This window comes from Brevibacterium sp. OS20 (genome assembly GCF_056837565.1).
Map to the genome: position 1 here is coordinate 3,047,351 of NZ_CM166367.1, position 21,365 is coordinate 3,068,715.

At 64.8% G+C, this 21,365-nt stretch carries 16 protein-coding genes; 5 read left to right on the top strand and 11 right to left on the bottom strand.

Annotated elements, in window-relative coordinates:
* Positions 1 to 263 precede the first annotated feature (263 nt).
* From guaB to ACVZTU_RS13670, 3 genes are all read right to left on the bottom strand, one after another.
* Positions 264 to 1,790 (bottom strand): IMP dehydrogenase, encoded by a 1,527-nt coding sequence (gene guaB, locus ACVZTU_RS13660; protein ID WP_139468395.1) that lies wholly within the window; start codon positions 1,788 to 1,790, stop codon positions 264 to 266.
* A 204-nt stretch (positions 1,791 to 1,994) separates the two neighbouring features.
* Positions 1,995 to 2,657 (bottom strand): GntR family transcriptional regulator, encoded by a 663-nt coding sequence (locus ACVZTU_RS13665; RefSeq protein ID WP_025776861.1) that lies wholly within the window; start codon positions 2,655 to 2,657, stop codon positions 1,995 to 1,997.
* Between the two features lie 9 nt (positions 2,658 to 2,666).
* Positions 2,667 to 3,752, bottom strand: a complete 1,086-nt coding sequence (locus ACVZTU_RS13670) for a pseudouridine synthase (RefSeq protein ID WP_482400591.1) — start codon at positions 3,750 to 3,752, stop codon at positions 2,667 to 2,669.
* Positions 3,753 to 3,962: 210 nt separating this feature from the next.
* On the opposite strand from ACVZTU_RS13670, the gene ACVZTU_RS13675 reads away from it, so the two are divergent.
* On the top strand, positions 3,963 to 4,415 hold the full coding sequence (locus ACVZTU_RS13675; RefSeq protein WP_181272451.1) for a hypothetical protein: 453 nt from the start codon (positions 3,963 to 3,965) through the stop codon (positions 4,413 to 4,415).
* Positions 4,416 to 4,554: 139 nt separating this feature from the next.
* On the opposite strand, the gene ACVZTU_RS13680 is transcribed toward ACVZTU_RS13675, so the two are convergent.
* Together ACVZTU_RS13680 and ACVZTU_RS13685 are read right to left on the bottom strand one after the other, a co-directional pair.
* Entirely contained in the window at positions 4,555 to 6,228 is a 1,674-nt protein-coding gene (locus ACVZTU_RS13680) for an acyl-CoA dehydrogenase family protein (protein WP_139908729.1), read from the bottom strand.
* Entirely contained in the window at positions 6,225 to 6,827 is a 603-nt protein-coding gene (locus ACVZTU_RS13685; RefSeq protein ID WP_482400592.1) for a TetR family transcriptional regulator, read from the bottom strand. Before ACVZTU_RS13685 ends, ACVZTU_RS13680 begins: the two co-directional genes overlap by 4 nt.
* Before the next feature lie 135 nt (positions 6,828 to 6,962).
* On the opposite strand from ACVZTU_RS13685, the gene ACVZTU_RS13690 reads away from it, so the two are divergent.
* From ACVZTU_RS13690 to ACVZTU_RS13700, 3 genes are all read left to right on the top strand, one after another.
* Positions 6,963 to 8,480: a class I adenylate-forming enzyme family protein gene (locus ACVZTU_RS13690; RefSeq protein ID WP_482400593.1), complete on the top strand. Its 1,518-nt coding sequence runs from the start codon at positions 6,963 to 6,965 to the stop codon at positions 8,478 to 8,480.
* 90 nt (positions 8,481 to 8,570) lie between these two features.
* The gene (locus tag ACVZTU_RS13695) at positions 8,571 to 9,785 is read left to right on the top strand and encodes a lysophospholipid acyltransferase family protein (protein ID WP_482400594.1); all 1,215 of its coding nucleotides are present in this window, start codon (positions 8,571 to 8,573) and stop codon (positions 9,783 to 9,785) included.
* 108 nt (positions 9,786 to 9,893) lie between these two features.
* Complete coding sequence (locus ACVZTU_RS13700; RefSeq protein WP_482400595.1) at positions 9,894 to 12,722, top strand: PEP/pyruvate-binding domain-containing protein; 2,829 nt, start codon at positions 9,894 to 9,896, stop codon at positions 12,720 to 12,722.
* A gap of 149 nt (positions 12,723 to 12,871) precedes the next feature.
* Here the strand turns inward: ACVZTU_RS13700 and ACVZTU_RS13705 are convergent, their stop codons facing one another.
* Both ACVZTU_RS13705 and ACVZTU_RS13710 read right to left on the bottom strand, forming a co-directional pair.
* Positions 12,872 to 14,293 (bottom strand): FtsX-like permease family protein, encoded by a 1,422-nt coding sequence (locus ACVZTU_RS13705; protein WP_139468388.1) that lies wholly within the window; start codon positions 14,291 to 14,293, stop codon positions 12,872 to 12,874.
* On the bottom strand, positions 14,290 to 15,066 hold the full coding sequence (locus ACVZTU_RS13710) for an ABC transporter ATP-binding protein (protein WP_181272444.1): 777 nt from the start codon (positions 15,064 to 15,066) through the stop codon (positions 14,290 to 14,292). Before ACVZTU_RS13710 ends, ACVZTU_RS13705 begins: the two co-directional genes overlap by 4 nt.
* A 264-nt stretch (positions 15,067 to 15,330) precedes the next feature.
* Between ACVZTU_RS13710 and ACVZTU_RS13715 the strand changes: the two genes are divergently transcribed.
* Complete coding sequence (locus ACVZTU_RS13715) at positions 15,331 to 15,735, top strand: SRPBCC family protein (protein WP_482400596.1); 405 nt, start codon at positions 15,331 to 15,333, stop codon at positions 15,733 to 15,735.
* Positions 15,736 to 15,972: 237 nt separating this feature from the next.
* On the opposite strand, the gene ACVZTU_RS13720 is transcribed toward ACVZTU_RS13715, so the two are convergent.
* From ACVZTU_RS13720 to ACVZTU_RS13735, 4 genes are all read right to left on the bottom strand, one after another.
* Positions 15,973 to 17,541, bottom strand: coding sequence for a polysaccharide pyruvyl transferase family protein (locus tag ACVZTU_RS13720; RefSeq protein ID WP_139468385.1), 1,569 nt, complete (start codon positions 17,539 to 17,541; stop codon positions 15,973 to 15,975).
* A 283-nt stretch (positions 17,542 to 17,824) separates the two neighbouring features.
* Entirely contained in the window at positions 17,825 to 19,417 is a 1,593-nt protein-coding gene (gene groL, locus ACVZTU_RS13725; RefSeq protein ID WP_139468384.1) for a chaperonin GroEL, read from the bottom strand.
* Positions 19,418 to 19,453: 36 nt separating this feature from the next.
* Entirely contained in the window at positions 19,454 to 19,747 is a 294-nt protein-coding gene (gene groES / locus ACVZTU_RS13730; RefSeq protein WP_039209993.1) for a co-chaperone GroES, read from the bottom strand.
* Between the two features lie 391 nt (positions 19,748 to 20,138).
* Entirely contained in the window at positions 20,139 to 21,350 is a 1,212-nt protein-coding gene (locus ACVZTU_RS13735; RefSeq protein WP_139468383.1) for a resuscitation-promoting factor, read from the bottom strand.
* Positions 21,351 to 21,365: the final 15 nt, after the last annotated feature.

Consider the following 21,365-nt stretch of genomic DNA (forward strand, 5'->3'; position numbering starts at 1 on the left):
CATCCAGCATCGTGAGACCAAGGGCGCCCGGGTGACCGCGATTTGTTGGGTCGATCCACGGTGGTTTCAGACCGCAGAACACCGTGGATCGATCCAACAATTTGCTCAGGCACTGCAGAGTCACAGATTTCCGTTGAACAGCCAGGAATTCGCCCCGTGCCCTCAGCCGACCGCACACGCAAGAAGCCGCAGCCTCCGCTCAAACGCGGAAGCTGCGGCTTCTCACTGACCAGAGGCATCTCCGTCAGATGTGCCTGCCTACGTCACTTCACGACGTAGTTCGGGGCCTCGACGGTCATCTGGATATCGTGCGGATGGCTTTCCTTCAGCCCTGCCGTGGTCAGGCGGACGAACTTTCCCTTGGCCTTGAGCTCGCCGACGGTGCGCGCGCCGACGTAGAACATCGTCTGGCGCAGACCTCCGGTGAGCTGGTGGGCGACCTGCTTGAGGTGACCGCGGTAGGCGACTCGGCCTTCGATGCCCTCGGGGATGAGGTCGGTGTCGGTGGCGATATCGGCCTGGAAGTAGCGGTCCTTCGAATACGACTTGCCCTTGCGCGGGGCCATCGCGCCCAGCGAACCCATGCCGCGGTAGGCCTTGTACTGCTTGCCGTTGACGAAGATGAGGTCGCCTGGCGACTCGTTGCATCCGGCCAGCAGAGAGCCGAGCATGACGGTATCGGCACCGGCGACCAGGGCCTTGCCGATGTCACCGGAGTACTGGAGGCCGCCGTCGGCGATGACCGGCACCCCGGCGGCCTGAGCGGCCTGAGCCGCGAGGTGGACGGCGGTGACCTGCGGGACGCCGACACCGGCGACGACGCGGGTGGTGCAGATCGATCCGGGTCCTACGCCGACCTTGACGGCGTCGACTCCTGCCTCGACGAGCGCCTGCGCGCCTTCCTTCGTAGCGACGTTTCCGCCGATGATCTGCACGGCGGAGAACGCCGGGTCGGACTTGATCTTCTTGATCATGTCGGTGACTCCGCGGGCGTGGCCGTTGGCGGTGTCGACGACGAGGACGTCGGCTCCTGCCTCGGCGAGCAGTCCTGCACGCTCGTAGGCATCTCCGTAGAACCCGACGGCGGCACCGACGCGCAGGCGGCCTTCGTCGTCCTTGGTCGCGAGCGGGTATTCCTCGGTCTTGACGAAGTCCTTGACGGTAATGAGGCCCTGGATGACGTTGTTGTCATCGACGAGGGGAAGCTTCTCGACCTTGTGTTCGGCGAGCAGCTCGAAGGCCTTCTCGGCAGCCACGCCGACGGGCGCGGTGACCAGCGGCATCTTCGTCATCGTCTCGGCGACGGTGCGTGTGGGGAATTCGCTGCGGGTGACGAAGCGCAGGTCGCGGTTGGTCACGATGCCGACGAGCACATTGTTCTCGTCGACGACGGGCAGTCCGGAGATGCGGTACTTTCCGCAGATCTCGTCGAGTTCTTCCAGCGTCTTGTCCGGGGTGATCGTCAGCGGGTCGTTGATCATGCCCGATTCGGAGCGCTTGACGTAGTCGACCTGGTTCGCCTGATCCTCGGCGGAGAGGTTGCGGTGGATGATGCCCAGGCCGCCGATGCGGGCCATGGCGATCGCCATCCGAGATTCGGTCACGGTGTCCATCGCCGCGGAGACGAGCGGGATGTTGAGCTCGATCTCCTTGGTCAGCCGGGAGGCGGTGGAGGCTTCGGAAGGGATGACATCGGTGTCGCCTGGCAGGAGGAGGACATCGTCATACGTGAGTCCCGTCAGCGAGAACGGATCGTTTGCGGCCTGTGATTCCTGCTCAGGGTTTCCCATGAAGACAGCCTTTCGACGCGAAGATACGGTGGCTCAATGCTATCGGAGCGAGAGAGTCGACCGCTATGGGTTCAAGCACCGGGCACTGTGAGACTGGCTACACAGGAACAGCTGTCGGATTCGTGCACGAAACCTTCACCGAGGCGGCTCATCGTCAATCCCTCACCGAAGCAGGTGGCCGACCGCCCTATCCTCACCGAAGGGCTAGCGCCCCTCCCCCACTGACCGTGCGAGGTCGAGGGTCGAGGCTTCGGAATCGTCGAGGTGGATGCGCAGCAGTCCTTCGGCGCCCTGCCGGTCCCCGGATTTCATCTTCTCGAGGATGTCCCGGTGCGGGTTCGCCCAGTGCGAGTGGTACTTGCCTGGTTCGGGCGAGCGCGAGAATGTCGTCGACAGTCGGGCCATGAGATTGAGGTAGAACTCATCGAGCAGCGGTGAACCCAGCAGCCCGACGATCGCGCGGTGGAACGACGCCGAGTGTTCCTGCGCGTCGGCCCAAGTTTCATTCTTCGGTGCGGTTTCGGCCCTGACCACGGAGGCTTCGACGGCGGCCATCGCCTCGTCGGTGGCGTCCTGCGATTCCTGCACCGCGCGGATCTCGAAGACCCGGCGCGCGCGGTAGAGGTCCTTGAGTTCGTCGATGCCGAAGGTGGAGACGAAGAAGCCCCGGTTGGGTTCCTGAGTGAGCAGCCCGGCGTGGCGCAGCAGGCTCAGCGATTCGCGGGCGGTGTTGCGCGAAACGTTGAATTCTTTGGCCAGGGCACCATCGCGGACCGGGCTTCCTGCCGGGTATTCACCGTCGGTGATGCGGGTGCGGACAAGGGCGACGATGGCCTCTGATGTGCATCCGGGGGCGTGTGGACTCATAACACCAGGCTACCGGGTTTCGCCTGGATCGGAGCTGACTGCGGCGGGTTCGAGTTCGAGTCCGCTCTCGAATCGTCGGCTCAGCCCGTTCAGCGGATCATCGAAGGCGATCTCCGCGGCCAACAGCTGCAGCGGTGATGAGAAGTCGTAGGGGTCCGGGGCGAGGTCGACCGGGTAGACCGGATCACCGAGGATGGGCAGCCCGAGCGCGTTCATGTGCACCCGCAGCTGGTGCGTCTTGCCCGTGACCGGACTCAGCTCGTATTCGGCAATCGCATCAATTCGCCGAGGTGGTGCTCCGTTTCCGTCTCCCGCCCGTTCGGACGGGGCACCGTCAGCTCCACCTCGCCGAGGTGGCGGCAAGGTATCCGTGTCACCTCGCGATGGCTCGCCGTCCGGTGGGGTGATGGTCCGAAGCAGTCGGATCCGACTGACCGCATTCGGCTCCCCTGCGACTTCGTGCACCTGGCGTCCGCCGACGGGTTTGACCAGGCGCGATTCGCGGACGAGCGGGAATCCGAGCTCTGGCGGCGGGGCCGGCGCCAGGGCACGGTAGGTTTTGCTGACTCGTCGGTCTTGGAACAGGCGCTGGTAACGGCCGCGCGTCTCGGGCCGTTTCGACAGGACCAGCAGTCCGGCGGTGATCCGGTCGAGGCGGTGGATGGCGACGAGATCGGGCTGGCCGAGGTCGACGCGCAGACGAGTGACGACGCATTCGCGGACGAATCGTCCGTTCGGGGTACTGGCGAGGAAATGGGGTTTGTCGACGACGAGGAGGTCATCGTCCTCGAAGACGATCCCGACCTCGAACGGGATTCGCTCTTCGGGCGGGACCGGACGGTGGAAGAAGTAGAACCCGCCGGGAATGACCGGATCGTCCCAGGCCACCGGGAGCCCCGCCTCGTCGCGCATGTCCCCATATGTCAGCAGCGCCCGTCGGGAATCGGGGGCCGCTTCGGGGAATTCGGATTCGAGCCACTGACCGATCGAATCGGGAACGGGCAGGTGATTCTTCGCATGGGTGGCCTTGCCGCCGGGGGCGCGCAGCGCGGTCGCCGAGATTCCTTCTCGGGGCGAGAGCGGACTGCGGGGCATGGGGGCAAGTCTATGCGGTGCCATCTCCGTCCCAGTCTTTGCGGTGTCGTCTCCGTCCCAGTCTTTGCGATGCCCCGTCGTCGTCGCGGTCGCGGAAGCATTGGCGTGGAACCGCACGAAGTCTGCCGCATACCGCAGATCGGCCGCGGTTTCCGCAAAACTCCGAGACGCCTTCGAACTCCCGACGACTGAGCACATATGGTGGGACACATGGACCGCATCGAACTCACGCAGGATGTCCTCTGCGAGAAGGTCGTCACTCCGATCGTTCTCGCGATGTTCGCCGATCACGAGTGGGACAGCATCGCGATGCTCCGCGATACCGAAGACGAGCGTCGGCTCTTCGCGCGGATCGTCGTCGCCGGGGAGGCCATTGAAGTCCTCCTCGATTACCCAGGCAACGATGAGAGCCTCTACGACATGCAGGAGCGCCTGGTCGCGGAGTTCCGGTCGTTCATCGAAACTTCTGAGTTCGGTGCGCGACGCGCCCCGGAATGGGAGGCCGATTCATTCGCCCTCGAGCACAAACCTGCTGTCGTCTCTCGCACTCCGCGACCGGATTTCGAGGGACCGCCGGACTGCGTTCAGCGTCGACGGCGCAACCGCGGCCGAGTCATGCGCGTCGACCGCCGCCGCTGCGTCTCCGCTCACCGACGCGACTGAATTCCGCCGCGTCTTCGCACTTCGTCGCGGCTGAGAACACAGGTCACCCGAGGGTTGCAGCACAGTTTGAGTTGAATAGCCCATGTTTGAAACTGGGCTATTCAACTCAAACTGTGCTTTCAGCGCCCGGGCCGCCTGCTCACGCCCGAGCGACGAGGAAGTCGACTTCGACTCCGTCGGGCAGGGCACCGTATTCGCGGCCCCGATCGGCACCGAGGCGGGCCGCCGCAAAACTGGCCGCCACTTCAGCTGGGGCGGATTCGAAGAGGATCGACGCCTGCATGAGCAGCGCCATCTTCTCCACAAGGACACGGCCTCGCGCCTGCAGCGCCGCTTGCGCTGCCGCATCCCCGGAATCCAGATCCTGCACCGCCGACTGCAGCGACCGGGCCAACGACTCATACGCCGCATCGAAGTCCGCGTGTCTGCCCAGCCCGGTCTCGAGGAAGCCGAGGAACGTCTTCGCGCTGCGCGGTTCGCGGGCCAAGGCACGCAGCACGTCGAGGACGATGACGTTTCCGGAGCCTTCCCACACGGCCATCACCGGCTGCTCTCGGTAGCGGCGAGCCAGAGGGAAGGACTCCGTGTAGCCGTTGCCACCGAGGCATTCGAGCGATTCATAAGCATGTTCGGGACCGCGTTTGCAGATCCAGTATTTCGCTACGGCGGTGGCCAGACGTCGGAAGTCGGCCGCCTCGTCGCTGTCGTCGTCATAGGACGCGGCCAGGTGCAGCGCCGTATAGGTGGCTGCCTCAGCTTCAAGCTGGAGGTCGGCAATGACGGCGCGCATGAGCGGCTGGTCGATGAGCGCAGCCCCGAAGGCCGCACGCCCGCGAGCGTGCCAGGCCGCTTCGGCCACGCATTGGCGCATCCCAGCGGTCGAACCGAGGACGCAGTCGAGGCGGGTCTGGGCGACCATCTCGATGATCGTGCGGACACCCTTGCCCGCCTGCCCGAGAAGCCATCCGTGTGTGGCGTCGAACTCGACCTCCGAGGAGGCATTGGACTTGTTCCCGAGCTTGTCCTTGAGCCGCTGGATCCGGAACGTATTCCGTTCTCCGCCAGGCAGAACACGGGGTACGACGAAGCAGCTCGGGCCCTCATCGAGTTGGGCGATGACGAGGAACGCGTCGGACTGCGGAGCCGAACAGAACCATTTGTGGCCGGTGATGAGGTAGTGGTCGCCGAACGCAACGCCGTAGGTGGTGTTCGCGCGGATGTCCGATCCGCCCTGCTTCTCCGTCATCGCCATGCCGAAGGTCACTGCGGACTTCGACGCCGGGTCCATCCGCCGCGGATCATAGCCGGCGGCCGTGGCGCGTGGCACCCAGAAATCGGCGAGCGCGGGATCGGCACGCAGGGACGGCACGACCGCGTGCGTCATCGACACCGGGCACGCATGTCCGGGCTCGACTTGGGAGAAGAGCATGAACCGTACGGCACGTTCGACATTGGCCCCCGGCCCGGGATGAGTCCAGGCGTAGGAGTGAGCTTCCGCCTCCAGCGCATCTCCGATAATCCGGTGATAGGCCGGATGGAAGTCGACCTCGTCGATGCGGTTACCCCAGTCGTCGTGGGTCCGCAGCTCCGGTCCGTGGACGTTGACCAGGCGAGCGTCGCTGATGAAGTCCGCACTGCCGACGAGCGCTCCGATGCGTTCGACCTCGTCAAGCGAGGCATCCGGCGCATAGTGGGCGAGCGCGTCCTTCAGGGCCGTATTCAGCGTGAACTCGTTGATATCTCGCCGAGGTGGTGCCTGGTTGAACACGGTATGCGTCGTCCGCGGGGCGGTCGGTTCTGCGGTCGTGGTCATGGTTCTCCTAATGCCGATCGGGTGAAGGTGGTCAGTGCCTTGACGAGAGTTTCGATCTCCGCAGGACTCGGGTTCGCGGTAGTCGGGTCGAGGATGTCGACGAGGTTCTCTCCCACGCATCCGACGATCGAACGGGCGGCCACCTCGGCGGGGATCTGCGTGCCGCCCACGCGGTCCAGGGCGGTTCCGATGACGGCGACGTATCCTCGGCGCAGCCGCAGCCGTTCGCTCTGCACGGGTTCGGGGACCTCTTCAAGCAGCAGCGCGTGGGCGAGCCTGCGCCCCGCGACGGCTCGGCGAACGAAGACCTCGACAGTCGATTCCGCGATCTCCGAGGCCGTGGATGCTTCGGCGACTGTGCCGGCGATGACATCCAGCTCGTGACCGGCTGCTTGGGCGAAGACGAGACGCAACAGCTCATCCCGGTTGCTGAAATACGTGTAGATCGACCCGGCGCTGCAGTCGGCCTCGACGGCAACGGCGGCCACATTCGCCGAGGCGAATCCACCGCGGGCGATGACGTGTCGGGCAGCACGTTCGATGCCTGCGCGGCGCTCCTCGGCGTTGGCCCGAGTGCGCTGGGTTGCGCGATATGCCATCCTCACCCCATCGGTCGCAGCGGCACCACGGTGTCGACATCATCAACCTCGGCGCCAGCCCGAACTGTCGCTTCCCCAAAGAAATGAATCGTGGTTCAATTGTTCTCAGTATGGCACTCGTCACAAGGAGAAGCAATGAAGCTTGGAACCATGCTCGACACCACCGTCCTGCGGAACCCGGACAAAGAGGCCGTGGTCTACGAGGATCAGCGCTTCACCTATGCCGAGCTGCGGCACCGGGCGCTCAAGGCAGCGCAGGTGCTCGCCGACAACGGAATCCGGCCCGGCGACGCCGTCGGCATCATGACGTTGAATGTTCCAGGTTTCGTCTTCGCCGCTTTCGGTGCCTGGTACCTCGGGGCGACGGTTGTGCCGATCAATCACAAGTTCCAAGCTCCGGAAGTCAAATACACGGTCGAGCATTCGGGAGCGAAGCTCGGCATCGTCAGCACCGAACTCGCCGGAACCGCGCGGGCCGGGGCACCGGACGTCACCTGGCTGGAGACAGAACCCAACGACCCGGGCAGCTTCGATGTCCAGCTCGAGAACGCCACGGAGGCGGCGCCAGGCGACTTCACCGATGAACAGGTCGCGCAGATTCTCTACACCTCGGGCACGACGAGCTCGCCGAAAGGGTGCGTGCATTCGCATCGCAATATCGTCCAGGTCGGCACACTCATCAACCTCAATATGGGCTACCAGAGCGATGACCGGTACCTCATCTGCATGCCGATCTGGCATTCGGCGCCGCTGAACATCGCCCTCGTCCCCACCATCCAGATGGGTGGAACCGTCGTCCTCCAGCGGGCGTATCACCCGGTCGAATCGATGCAGATCATCGCCGCGGAGCAGATCACGACGTTCTTCGGACCCACCGTCGCCTATGTTGCGCCGATCATGACCGCGAAGAAGCTCGGCCTCGACTTCGGTGATTACGACTTCTCCTCCATTCGCCGGTGGAACTACGGCGGTGCCCCGATCGACCGATCGACGGCAGCCATGCTCATCGACGCCTACGGGACCAACCAGTTCTACAACCTCTTCGGCATGTCCGAGATGGGTCCGACCGGTTGTCTTCTCGGGCCCGAGGATCAGCTGCGCAAGGCAGGATCCATCGGTCGGCACGCGATGGTCGGCAACGCGATGCGGGTGGTCACGGCCGACGGGGCCGAGGCGGGTCCCGGGGAAACCGGCGAGATCTGGTTCGCCGGTGACACCCGGATGCGCGAATACCTCGGCAATCCCCCAGCCACCGAGGCGGCCTTCGAGGGCGAGTGGTACAAGACCGGTGATCTCGCCCGGCTCGACGCGGACGGGTACCTCTATATCGTCGACCGCTCGAAAGACGTCATCATCGTCGGCGGTGAGAACGTGTTCTCCCTCGAGGTCGAGGAGGCCATCATCACTCACGACCGGGTCGCCGATGTCGCGGTGGTGGCGAAGCCGGATCAGCAATGGGGCGAGCAGGTCGTGGCCTTCATCACGACTGCAGATGGTGAGAACTTCGGTGTCGAGGAACTGCGCGACCACCTGGCTGACAAGCTCGCCCGCTACAAGCTGCCACGCGAAGTCTTCGTCATCGACGAACTTCCGCGCAACCCTTCAGGCAAACTGCTCAAGCACAAACTGCGCAGCGAGGTGGCTGCCGACTGACGAAGGCCGAGAGCCGCGGTCGTCCTGGCCGACCGTCGATTGCATAGCCAGGACGTCCCATCCCACCCGGACCTGTGGTGGACTGGTGTCATGAGCGATGCCTCACTGAGCCTGCGCCACCGGATCATCAACGCGGCCATGCGCACCGTGTACTTCGGCCGCATCCGCGTGCTCGACCTCAGCTCGAGCCCGGATTCCCAGTCACCGAAGTCGGCATCATCTCCCGCCGAGGCGGCCCCCGCCTCAGGTGCCGGCCGTCCCGCCGCATCCGCTGACTCTCCTTCCGCGCCCGACGGAGGTCCCGTCCGGCGACCGCGCCTCATCATCGCCAGCCACCGCAACGGCGCGATCGATGGCCACCAGGTGCTAGCAGCGTTCCCGCACGCTCAGTTCCTCGTCTCGATCCAGCTGCTGCGCCATTGGTTCCTCCGCCTCTTCATTGCCGGCATCCCCGTGGTCCGTCCCAAAGACGTCCAGCGCTACGGACTCGATCCCGCCTCCGTGGCCAGCCCCGTCGAGGCAGGACTCGCCCACCTGCGCCGAGGCGGTGACCTCGGCATCTTCCCCGAGGCCAGCAGCGATTGGGGCCACCGTCCGCAGCCGTACAAGTCCGGCGCTGCCCGGATCGCGTGTGCCCTCATCGAAGACGGCATCGACGTCGAGGTCATCCCCGTGGGCCTGTTCTATTCGACCCCGGATCGGTTCCGCTCCCGCGCCGAGGTGGTCCGCGGTCGCGCGGTCACGATTCCCGACCGCGACGGCAGGGAGGTCAAAGAATGGGAGGCGGCGGTCGCCTCGGCGATGGGTGCCGCCCTTGACGATGTGTCGGTGAACTGCCCGGACGAAACGACGTTCGCCGCTGTCGAAGCCCGTGCCCTCGACCGGGCGCGGAGGACTCCGGGCGCCTCGGCGAGCTATGCGCAGGCGTTTCTCAAGCTGCAGAATGAGGTCGGATCCGCCGTTCTCGACGGCGACCGCCCTACCGGTGCGGGCCAGGCGGACGGCGGCCCCACCTCGGCGAATGTCCCCACGACACCGCGCACCTTTCCCGTCATCAGGTGGGTCGGATTCTTGGCTCTGTGGCTCTTCGCCCCGATCCTTGTGGCCGCCGCGGTCGCCGGGTCACGCGCGGACGGTCGCAATACTGTCACATTCTTTCGCATCCTCGCGGGCTTCGCAGCGGTTATGGTCTGGGTACCGGTGCTGATCATCGCGGCGTTCTTCTGGCCCGCGGTCATCGGCGCAGGTGTCCTCAGCGGAGTGCTCGGCTGGCTGCTGCTGGGAGTCCGCCGCATCCGGCTGTGAACCGCCCTTGCTCGACTAACCGCATCGACCCTTCAACCCCACCCCACCCGACGAACCGCACCGCACCCGATGAACTGTTTCGTGAACCGCAGATCCGAAGGAGCCCCGATGAGCCTCACACTCCGCTTCGCCGATCCCCTCGCCACCGAGCTGGCCCGCAGCGGCGGCAAGGGGGCAAGCCTGGCCAAGTCCGCGCAGAACCTGCCCGTGCCAGGTGGCTTCATCGTCACCGCCGACGCCTATTCCCAGTTCATCGCACCGCTGCGGTCGAAGATCGCCGAGCTCTTCGGCACCGACTCCCCCGCCGAGGAGATCGCTGAACTCATCCGCTCCACCGCTATCCCCGATACCTGGCTGTCCGAAATCGATGGAGCCGTCGCCGAGGCGGGCCTGACCGGGCAGGCCGTGGCAGTGCGGTCCTCGGGCACGATGGAGGACCTGCCGGGTGCAGCGTTCGCCGGGCAGCACGACACCTACCTCGGCGTGCGTGGAACCGCAGCCATCGCCGAGGCGGTGCGCGACTGCTATGCCTCCCTGTGGAACGAGCACGCCTTCCGCTATCGCCGGCAGCTCGGCGTCGATCAGCTTGAGGCGAAGATGGCCGTCGTCGTCCAGCTCATGGTCTCCGTCGCCGCCGACGAAGCCGCGGGTGTCGCGTTCTCCGTCGACCCGGTGCGCGGCAACACCGATGAGGTGCTCATCAACGCAGCCTTCGGCCTCGGTGAGACTGTTGTCGGCGGAGAGGAACCCGTCGACGAATTCCGGGTCCGCCGGGAAACCGGCGAGCAGGTCGCAGCCGAGATCGCCGAGAAGCCCACCGCGCTCGTCATGACCGGCGGTGGGAACGGCGCGGGCGACGGCTTCGGCACTGGCGCTGGCGACGGGTGCGGTCACGACGTCGGGGGCGGCCGCCTCGGTGAGGGTGACGGTCGGGGCGGCGACCGCCTCGGTGAGTGTGACGGTGCGCGGACGACGGTCGTCGACCTCGGCGCGGAGCAGCGCACGCGTCCGGCGCTGACAACGGCGCAGGCGAAACAGGTCGCCGAGCTCGCGGTGGCCGCGGAGAACCATTTCGGGTTCGCTCAAGACATCGAATGGGCGCTGCACGACGGCGATCTCTACCTGCTGCAGTCGCGGCCGATCACGCGGGTGGCTCCGCGGTGGACCCGCGATGAGTCCGCGGAGCGCTTCCCCACCCCGGTGACACCGCTGACCTGGGATCTTGTGGAGGCCGGCTTCCATCATTCGCTCAATCACAGTTTCGATCTCATGGGGCTGCCGCCGTTCGATGACAAATGGTTCGTCATGCGCGATTTCTATATCTACGGCAATCAGACCGCGGTCGATCTCTACGCCGGCCGGCTGCCGACGAACATGCTCGCCAGCGTCGAGACGATCACCGAGTCGCTGCCCCAGATCGCTCGGCAGTTCGGGTGGGTGCAGGAGCTGCCGGTGCAGTGGATGCGTGATCTCGACACGTATCTCATCGGGATCGGTCGCCTGTCGAACGAGCCGTTGGAAGAGAAGTCGCTGGCACAGGTGTGGGATCACGTCATTGCGATCAGTGACCTCGGCACCGAGTATTTCCGGCCGAACATCGCGATCTCGCTGACCCAGGGCACACTCTATGCGGCTCTGCAGCACATGCTCTCGCTCGCTCTCGACGAGGATCAGGCACAGGTCGTGTTCGAACGCCTCATGGCGTCGACGGAGACGAAGACGTCACAGGTCAACGCCGAGCTGCGCGAGCTCTCGCAGCTTGTCGCCGTCGATGCTGATCTGCTCACTGCGCTCGAGGCCCACCATGGTGAGGCCGGGGTCGCGGAGCTGGAGAGGTTCCCGCAGTTCAAAGCATCCTTCGACCGGTTCCTCGAGCAGCACGGACACCGTGAACTCGACTTCGACGCCTACCATCCGACGTGGGTCGAGGCTCCGCACATCGTGCTCGACCAGATCCGCCTGCTCGCCGCACGGACCGTGGCCGAAGCAGAGGCTTCGGACGTCGGGGCCAGTCCAGCGGGTGGTGGAGATGGTTCTGCCGCTGCGGGAACCGGGTCGCCGGAGCCGGGCGCAGGGTCCGCGACCGCGCCGATGACGGACATGGAGCGCAAGATCGTGCAGGCAGAGACCGAACTCGCCGTCGTCAATGCGGCACCTGAGAAGCTGCGCTATCTCGTCCAGGAAGTCATCCGTCTGGCCCGCACCTACACGGCACTCGATGACCTCGAGCACTATCAGACAACGCGGCTGACCCTGCCGATGCGGCGCGCGCTGAAGGAGCTCGGCGGCAGGCTCGTCGATGCCGGGGTCCTCGTTGAGGCCGCGGACGTGTACTTCATCGACTTCGAGCACCTCGACACGGCGATCCGTGCCGACGCCGCGAACCGTGACCTAGACGCCACCGACGCCGACGCCGCGGACCGCGAGGTGGACACCGCCGACGCTGCCGCAACCCGCGCCTCAACGAGCCCGGTCACAGGCACCACGGGAACAGGATCCGCTCTGACGAGCCTCACAGAGATCGCCGCACAGAACAAGGCCGCCTACCAGGCCGCTGTCGATCGCACACCCGAATGGGAGTACGGCAAGGAAACAGCAGCAGTCGACGCTGACAGCGACCACATCACCGGCACCGCAGGCAGTCCGGGGACCGTCGAAGGCGAGGTCTTCGTCGTCCACTCCCCCGCTGACTTCTCATCATTCCCCGACGGAGCGATCCTCGTCGCGCGCACCACGAACCCGGCATGGACCGCCCTGTTCTACCAGGCCGGCGGGGTGATCACCGAAAGCGGCGGAGCACTTTCACATGGAGCGGTCACCGCTCGAGAACTCGGACTGCCCGCCGTCATGGCCGTGCGCGACGCAACCAGCAGATTCACCTCCGGCCAGCGCGTCCGCGTCGACGGATCCAACGGAAACGTCATCGAACTCGACTGAGGCGCAGAGCTCGATTCAGCCCGGACGACAGTTCTACACAGTCTTAGTTGAATAGCCCATGTTTGAAACCGGGCTGCTCAACTCAAACTGGGCTGCTCGCCGCGGCCTTGCCGGACGCCTCGGCGGTAGCCATCCGCAGCACCCGCACCTCACACGGCTTCGAGCGCTTCGACGGGGCTGATCGATGTGGCCGCGCGGGCAGGTTCGCGGCTGGCGACGAACACGGCGATGAGGGTGCCGACGATGACGGCGATGACGACCGTCCAGGGCACGCTCGGTGCGAAGAGGCCGAGCAGCGGCGAGAGCAGGGTCAGCGCGCCGACCCAGCCGAAGCCGATGCCCAGCGGGACGGCGACCGCGCAGGCGGTCAGACTCAGCTGCAGGCCTTCGGCCGTGATCATCCGACGCACGCGCTTCGGAGTCTGGCCGAGCGCCATGAGCAGCCCGATCTCCTGAGTGCGCTGACGCACGGAGAGCATGAGTGTGTTCGCGACGCCGATGACGGCGATGATCACGGAGAAGAGGATGAGGGCCAACGCGAACAGCATCGACTTGTCGATGACGGTGGCCAGCGCGTCTTCGAGGCCGCCCCACCCTTCCTCGCCGAGCGACCTGGCATACCGCAGCAGCTGATCACGGAAGGTGGTCATGGCGGTGGCGAACATGACGATGAGCGTGATGCCGATGACGAGACCGATGACCGTGCGCGCGTTCCGGGTGGGATGGCGGGCGATCGTCGAGGCGGCCAACCGAGACACAGCGGTGCGTCCGCACAGCCAGCCGATCGCTGCCTGCAGGGGTGGCAGGATCCACGGATGGCCGATGATGACGCCGAGGAAGGTCAGGCTCGAGCCGAATGCGGTGAGCACCACGCTGATCACGCTGATCCGATGATCGGCGGCCCCGATCACGGAGTTGACGAGGAACGTCACCCCCATGGACAGCAGAATCAGCGAGGCGGTGAGCCCGCCGAGTGAGGCGCGGGCATCCTCGGGCCGGGCCTCCACCGCCTGCGAGGTCGCCTCGATCGGTGAGATCCCCGTGATGCGGCGCGCGCCCAGGTACGCCGACAGCCAGGTCACGATGATCGTGGCGAGCGCTGGAACAGCCATGGTTGGGGTGAGGAGGGCGACCTCCTCGGTGATGGCGCTGCCCAGATAATTCTGGGCCGCTTTCGCCAGCCCGGTTGACGCCGCGAAGGCGAGCACCGCGGCGGGGACGGAGATGATCAGGCCCTCCACCGAGGCGGCCCTGCGCAGCCGTTTCGACGACGCCCCGATGAGGCGCAGCAGAGCCAGCTGGCGGCTGCGACCGGCGATGATGATCGAGAACGTGTTCGCGATGACGATCGCGGAGACGAAGAGAGCGATGAGGAAGAAGGTGACACCGATCATCGAGAGGAAGTTCTGCGCGGTCTCGGACTCGGCGATGATCTTCTCGGACGACAGCCACGCGGTCAGGATCGCGATGCCCTGCATGATTGCGGTGCCGAAGAGAGCGGCGATGAAGACGACGAGGATGCTGGGGAAGAACTGCCGCGGATTGGTTCGAATTTCGCGCAGCGGGTTCATCGACTCACCGCGGATTCGGCGCGTTCGTCGATGTCGAGCATGGTCGAGGCGATCGCTTCGGCGGTGATGGTGTCGTTCAGTTCCGTCACGGGGGTGCCGTCGGCGATGAAGATCACGCGGTCGGCGTGGGCGGCGACGATCGGGTCGTGAGTGACGAGCACGATGGATTGGCCGAAGTCGCGGACGGCCTCGACCATGATCACCATAACTTCGCGACCGGACTTCGCGTCGAGGTTGCCGGTCGGTTCGTCGGCGAAGAGGATGTCGGGGCGGGTTGCGAGCGCCCGGGCGATGGCGGTGCGCTGCTGTTGACCGCCGGAGAGCTCGTTGGGTCGGTGTTTGAGGCGGTCTTCCAGCCCCAGGCGGTGGACAACCGTGGTGATCCAGGCGCGTTCGTCGGCATTGGGCCGACGGTCGTCGAGTTCGAAGGGCAGGCGGATATTCTCTTTGACGGTGAGCGTGGGCACGAGGTTGAACGCTTGGAAGACGAATCCGATCCGGCGGCGGCGCAGGGCGGTGAGGTCGTCGTCGCGCAGCTTCGTGATCTCCTGTTCGCCGAGGTGGACTGAGCCCGAGGTGGGACGATCGAGTCCGGCGAGGACGTGCATAAGTGTTGATTTCCCCGAGCCCGAGGGCCCCATCACTGCGGTCAGTTTGGCCGGTGCGATGTCGAGGCTGACCCCGCTGAGAGCCGTGACCGCTGCCCCTTTCGGATCGAAGACCTTCGAAACGTCGCGAAGTCGGGCGATGGGCATCGTTGGGCCGGTGGTCATAGATTCCTCATGCGTCGGTGCAAGCTGTCATTTCCAGACTAACGAGGATCGGGCTTAAGAAACATGAAAAGCGACTGGCCAGTAGGTGTGAGCGAGCTGTGTACGGTCTGCTGCGAGCGGCACGAGGGAGGGCACTCTGGGCCGGACCGCGTGCGAGGTACCGACCCGCGTGCGATGGCCGTCCCGCCTGCGATGGCCGTCCCGCCTGCTATGGTCCGCTCCCTTTCTCTGGCCGCGCGGCTTCTCATGTGGTCCACTTGGGAGATGACGAATCCAGCGCTCCACCTATCGACGTCCATCGACGCCTCACCCGCCGAGGCGGCGGCCTTCGCCGGCGATCCCGCGAACCTTCCGGCCTGGGCCGCAGGACTGAGCAATGGAATCCGCGAGGCGGGCGGCCGCTGGATCACGGATTCCCCGATGGGCGAGGTCGAAGTCCGCTTCGGCCCGCACACGGAGCTGGGCATCCTCGATCACGACGTGATCTTCCCCGACGGCACGATCGTGCACAATCCCCTGCGGGTGCTCGCCAACGGCACCGGCGCCGAGGTGGTCTTCACTCTGTTCCGTCTGCCAGGAGTCGACGACGCCCAGTTCGACCGGGACGCCGACATGGTTCGTGCCGACCTTGTCCGCCTGCGCACTCAGCTCGAGAGCGACCGCGCCTGAACACGCCCTGCCTGAGCACCCTTCGTCCAGGCCTCGCGCGCGTGCACAAAGCCGACACCAACGACACGGCCCCACGCCCGAGCACGCCCTAGACGGCACAAAGCGCTCAACAACGGCTGGGTCACAGTGGCTTCAGGCCTTTTGTACACCTGTCTCTGAATTGCCCAGGCTCTTCAGTGTGCATTTCAGAGCAGGGTGTGTCGAAAGTGGAATCCTGCGCGCCCGAGGCCCTTGAGCCTACCTGCGCGCGGAACGCAGCCGGCGATATGCGCGGCGGGCGAAGTCTGCAGACTGTCGGCTCGCGCTCTCGACACGGCGCGCTGCCCGGACGGCAGGCTCTGCCTCGCGCCGCTCATCACGTCGGCGGGCCTCGTCGCGTTCGGTGCGTACGCGCTGCAGCTGCGACTTCACCGCCTGCACCTCTTCATTCAACCGTGCCGCCTTCCGGTCCTTGAGCGCCATCACCAACCCATAGTTCTGGACGGCGTTGAGACGTTCGCGGACAACGCCGATGTTGTCGACGTAAGGGTTGTCGATCACATCGGCGTGAAAGAAGCCGGGTGCTTCGGACTCCGCCGCTCCGGGAGTGACGCCCAGCGTCTTCGCCACGACGAAGTCCCACCACTCCCTATGCTCGGCGCGGCGCTTCTGCGACTGCGAACGCAATCGGTTCGTGAGCTCGCCTCGGTCCTCCACCGCGCCGACCCCAGTTGCCACAATGTCGTCGACCGAATCGAGCGGCAGCACGAAGTCCTCCATACCGACGTTCTCAGCAGCTCCACGCATGCGGATCGACGAATAGAGGTTCGGCGCCAGTGAGATGAACGGGACGCCCGCGGCTCCAGCGAAAATCGCAGCGTGGTACCGGGTCCCGACGACCAATTGGGCTTGCTCCGTCAGGGCGATGAGCTCTCGTGCGGTGAGCATCCGGGTGGGAACGACCTCAGCATGCCCGCTGGCCCGAGCGATCTTCATATCAGTGAGCTGGTCTCTCGTCTCCGGCGCTGGTGGCAGTGCCCCGCCGTGCGGCACAAGCAGCACCCGCAGGCCGGTATCCTCGGCAAGCCGACGTGTGAGTTCCGCCAACCGCGCATGATAGTCATCATCGCTGAGCATCGGGGTCGAGGCCTTCTCGGCGAAGCTCGCCAGGATGAACGGATGCTCGGTCAGATCCGATACGGCAGACCGGTCCTCGTCGCGCGCTGTCAATGAGAACGCGTCGTCGACCTGACGACGCGCCGTGGCCGAACCTCGTCCGAGGTCGTCGACGAGGTGAGTCGTGTAGCTCTCTCGAGTCCCGACGAACTCCGCTTCGGAGAGGAGTTCGTGAACGATGTCCCGATCCTCGTCGTAGATGAGCGGGCCGAGCGTCTGACTGGTCAACGCATACGGTTTGCCGAGGACGCGAGCGATCTTCGCCAGGGTCGCACGCTCATAGATGTGGTGGGCGAACATCGAGTTGAGGTTACCGCCGCCGGCGATGAGGACAGCATCGGACTCACGAACCGCCCCGATGACGTCAATCGCCGGGTCATCTGCCTTGAGCGCTGCCCGATCTCCACCGACATAGTCGAGAACTTTCGCCATCCGCGAGGCATTCGGACGTCGGTCGCGCTTGAACCCGATACGCTTGACAGCGTCGACACCGTACATTTCGCTCGCGTGCTCAGGTTCACCGGCAATGAGTGTGATGGCGATGTCCGAACGGGCACGGAGCGCATCGATGGCCAGTTCGGTCATGGCCTCATCGCCGAGATGGTAGAACCGGCTCCAGCCTACGTCGCCGATCATCGTAATTCTCTTCATGGATCCCTTGTTCACGTCATGCACTGCAGAACTTCAATCGAATATTCCGATCACTGTAACGACAGCGATGGGTTCGCTCGTGAACAGCACCTGTCTCCGAGGTGAATACGTTCGCGTTCAAGCCGACGCCAAGGTCAGGCTCGGATACAGCCACTCAGAATGCGTTGAATAAGCGGCGGCCGCCTCGGTGAGGGTGAATACGCCGATGAATGCGACAGTGGCCCGGAACGTGATGTTCCGGGCCACTGTCGTGGTCAGAGACGACTCAGTCCGAGCGAATGGCTCAGGCTTCGTCCTCCTCGTCCTTCTTCTCGACGACCAGAGTCTCGGTGGTGAGAACCAGGGCGGCGATCGAAGCGGCGTTGCGCAGCGCCGAACGGGTGACCTTGACGGGGTCGATGATTCCGGCGCCGATGAGGTCGCCGTATTCGTCGATGGCGGCGTTGTAGCCCTGGCCGGACTCGAGGTCCTGGACCTTGGCGACGACGACGTAGCCGTCCTGGCCCGCGTTGGCGGCGATCCAGCGCAGCGGCTGGACGACTCCGCGCTTGACGATCTCGGCACCGGTGAGTGCGTCACCGGACAGACCGAGGTCGTTGCCGTCGAGGACCTTCGCAGCGTGGATCAGAGCCGATCCACCGCCGGCGACGACTCCCTCTTCGATGGCGGCTCGAGTAGCGGACACGGCGTCTTCGACGCGGTGCTTGCGCTCCTTGAGCTCCACCTCGGTGGCGGCGCCGACCTTGATGACGGCGACTCCGCCGGAGAGCTTGGCCAAGCGCTCCTGCAGCTTCTCGCGGTCCCAGTCGGAATCGGTGTTCTCGACCTCGGCGCGGATCTGAGCGACACGACCGGCAACAGCATCGTCGGCACCGGCACCATCGATGATGGTGGTGTTGTCCTTGGTGACGGTGATGGTGCGGGCGTTGCCGAGCTCTTCCAGGGTGACCTGGTCGAGCTTCATGCCCATGTCCGGGGTGACGACCTGGCCACCGGTGAGGACGGCGAGGTCCTCGAGGATGGCCTTGCGACGGTCACCGAAGCCGGGAGCCTTGACGGCGGCGACGTTGATGATTCCGCGCAGCTTATTGACGACCAGGGTCGACAGAGCTTCACCCTCGATGTCCTCGGCGATGATGAACAGCGGCTTGCCTGCCTGCTGCACCTTCTCGAGGACGGGCAGGAGCTCCTGGATGTTGGAGATCTTGCCCTGGTTGATGAGGATGAGAGCGTCGGAGAGCACAGCCTCCTGGCGATCGGCATCGGTCACGAAGTGCGGCGACAGGAAGCCCTTGTCGAACTGCATTCCTTCGGTGATCTCGAGTTCGACGGACGCGGCCTGCGACTCGTCGATCGTGATGACGCCGTCCTTGCCCACCTTGTCGAAGGCATCGGCGATGAGCTTGCCGATCTCAGGCGACTGAGCCGACAGACCGGCGACGTGTGCGATCTCCGAGGAGTCGGCGACGTCGCGGGCGATCGCGCCCAGCTGCTGCGAGACGGCCTCGACGGCGGTCTCGATGCCGCGCTTGAGCTGTCCGGGTGCGGCACCTGCGGCAACGTTGCGCAGTCCTTCGTTGACGAAGGCCTGAGCGAGAACGGTCGCGGTGGTGGTTCCGTCACCGGCGATGTCGTTGGTCTTGGTGGCGACTTCCTTGGCCAGCTGTGCGCCGAGGTTCTCGTAAGGATCGTCGACCTCGACCTCACGGGCGATGGTCACACCATCGTTCGTGATGGTGGGGGCGCCCCACTTCTTGTCGAGCACGACGTTGCGGCCCTTGGGTCCCAGCGTCACCTTGACGGTGTCGGCCAGGGTGTTGACACCCTTTTCGAGTGCACGACGGGCTTCGTCGTTGAATTCCAATGATTTAGGCATTCGTCCTCCTGTCAGTGAAGTAGTTGTTCAGGGGATTCAGCCGATGACGGCGAGCACGTCGCGAGCCGAGAGCACGAGGAACTCTTCGCCTGCGTACTTGACTTCGGTGCCTCCGTACTTGGAGTAGATGACCTTGTCGCCGACGGCGACGTCGACCGGCACGCGGTTACCGTTGTCAGCAACACGGCCCGGGCCCACTGCGACAACTTCGCCTTCCTGAGGCTTTTCCTTGGCGGTTTCGGGAATGACCAGACCACTGGCGGTAGTCTGTTCTGCTTCGACCTGACGGATGACAATCCGATCTTCGAGTGGCTTGATGGAGACCGACATATCGGGCCCTCTCCCTTCGCTGGGTTCTATTTCATCGAGTCAGACGGCGGCTTATGCCATGAACCTCTCGTCGTCGCGGGTGCCGAGCGATTCGACCGTCTCATGAAACTGGCACTCAATGAGTGCTAGTGCTAATTCTGACTCTAGAACGCTCTTAGCACTCGGTCAACTTGAGTGCCAGCAATTCGTCATGCTCTGGGCGAAAGTTCAGATTGGGCCCCGGAAGCCGGGGCAGCGGGGCACCGAAAAGCGTGGGCCCCGAGGATCTCTCCTCGGGGCCCACGCTCCTTGCTGACCGCCTCAGCTCAGTTGTCGATATCTGTTGTCAATGACGGCCAGAGTTCATGGCCTATACAGGCGCTCAGTCGGTTACTGCGAACCTGATCTCAGATCAGGCGCAGGCCCACTGTCCCCAGCCGGCTTCAGCCTGGAGCTTCTTGGCGCGCTGGAACTGCTCCTGCGGGCTGGCATCCGACGGATTGCCGCTGCCGCCCATGGCCTGCCAGGTCGAGGGCAGGAACTGGAACAGACCGAAGTGGGTGCCGTTCGAAGCCTTCGGATCGAAGTTCGATTCGCACTCGACGACCGAGTACCACTTGGAACCGGGTCCGCCGAGCATCGCCTTGATCTCGGCGGTGGACATGGAACCGCTGCCGGAGCCGCCGCCGGTGCTCGAGTCACCGGAGTCACCGGAGTCGCCCGAACCGGAATCGCCGGAGTCACCCGAGTCGGAACCGCCGGTGTCAGCCGGCTCCTCCTTCTTCTTGGTGCCCTGGATGACGACCTTGGTCTTGGGTTCGGAGAGGACCTTCTCGTCCTTCTTCTCCTTCTTGACCTCTTCGCCGTTGATCGTCTTGACCTTGTAGGTGACCTGCTTCTCGCCGTCCTTGCCTTCGGTCTCGACCTTGGTCTCACCCTCGTAGAGGGAATCGGACTTCTTGGTCTCGACCTTGGCCTTGATGGCCTGCTTGTCCTTGACGGTGTCGTTCTTCACGCGGTTGACGGTCAGCACCTGGCCGTCGGAGACCTCGGCGGACATCGGCACGGACAGGAAGTCGTCCTTGTCGAGCTTGACGCCCGTGTCCTTGAGGGCTTCCTTGGCGGTGCCCACAGCGGCCGAGACCTTGTGGTCCTTGCCGTCGGCGACGACGGTGAGGTCCTTCGACGTGGTCACCTCAATGTCATTGCCTTCGTCCTTCAGACGCTGGCTGGCCTTCGCGTTGAGGTCGGCGCCCTTCGCGTCGACACCGAGGTCGGCCAGAGCCTGACCCACGGTGTTCGCATTGGTCCATTCGTTCGTCTCTTTGCCATCGACGGACAGCGCAACCTTCTTCGCCGTGTTGACGGTGATCGTCATATCACGGTCGACCTTGGTGCCCACACCGGGCTTGACCTGGTCGCGCTTGTCGACATCGATTTCGTGGCTGTCGAGGATGTCCCCGACCGTTCCTCCGAAGGTTCGGATCTCTTCGGCCTGTCCGTTGACCTCCAAGGTCACGGGCTTGTTCATGGTCACAACCGCGCCCGTGCCACCGACGAGTCCGGTGATCACGACCGCCTGTGCAGCGATCTGAACCTTGCGGTTCTTCAGAAAATCAATCACAAAAATATCCCTGAG